General features: G+C 73.9%; 1 pseudogene. It reads left to right on the forward strand.

Features of this window, described 5'->3' with window-relative positions:
• Positions 1-1,159 (forward strand): annotated as a pseudogene (locus ABZ004_RS40490) (chromosome segregation protein SMC); the annotation flags it as partial.

The raw sequence follows: 1,159 nt of genomic DNA on the forward strand, positions 1-1,159 counted from the left end.
ATTTCACCGCGCTGGAGACCCAGGTGGCCGGCCTCGATGCCGGCGAGAAGGGTCTGGACGACCAGTTCGAGGCCGCGCAGAGCGTGCTGGACGAGCTGGAGGAGCGACTCACCAAGCTCCGCGCCGAGGAGCGCGACGCCGAGCGGGAGCGGACCGGCCTGGCCGCCCGCAAGGAGGCCCTGGAGATCGGGCTGAACCGCAAGGACGGTGCGGGAGCGCTGCTGGCCGCTTCGGAGCAGGTGACCGGCCTGATGGGTTCGGTCGCCGCCTTGCTGAGCGTGCGCGCGGGGTACGAGACCGCCATCGCCGCCGCGCTGGGCGAGGCCGCCGACGCGGTCGCGGTGACCCACACGTCCGCCGCCGTCGAGGCGGTCGGACACCTGAAGGAGCACGATCTCGGCCGCGCCGGGATGCTGCTCGGCGACGCGCCGGCCGAGGACTACACGTCGTGGCCGCAGCTGCCGCACGGCGCGATCTACGCGATCGAGGTCGTCGACTGCCCCGAGGTGCTGCGCCCGGCCCTGCGCCGGCTGCTCCGCAAGGTCGCGGTCGTCGAGGACGTCCCGGCCGCGCGCCTGCTGGTCCAGCAGCTGTCCGACGTCACCGCGACGACCCGGGCCGGCGACGTACTGGGTGCGCACTTCGCGTACGGCGGATCGGACGCTGCCCCGAGTCTGATCGAGGTGCAGTCCGCGGTCGACGAGGCCGCCGAGAAGCTGATCGAGGCCACCGCACGGAGCGAGCGGCTGCGGTTCGAGCTGGCGGCGCTGGAGCGCGAGCGGGAGCAGCAGAAGCAGTCCGTCGAGATCACCCTGGCCCGGCTGCACGAGTCGGATGCGGCGATGGCGGCGGTGGCTGAGCAGCTGGCCCAGTTCGGATCGCTGGCGAAGGCGTCCCGCGGTGAGGCGCAGCGGATGGCCGAGGCGATCGCGGCCGCTGCGGAGGAACGCGACAAGAACCTGGCCGGTCTGGCCGATCTCGAGCAGCGGTTGCGCGACGTCGAGCAGTTCGGCGACGAGATCGGGGACGAGCCGGACGCGGACGAGCGGGACCGGCTGGCCGAGGCGGCGAAGGCCGGACGGGCTGCCGAGATGGAGGCGCGGCTGGCGCTGCGGACCACCGAGGAGCGGGCCCGGGCGCTGTCCGGCCGGGCCGACTC

It is taken from the genome of Kribbella sp. NPDC006257 (assembly GCF_040613535.1).
Lineage (GTDB): Bacteria > Actinomycetota > Actinomycetes > Propionibacteriales > Kribbellaceae > Kribbella.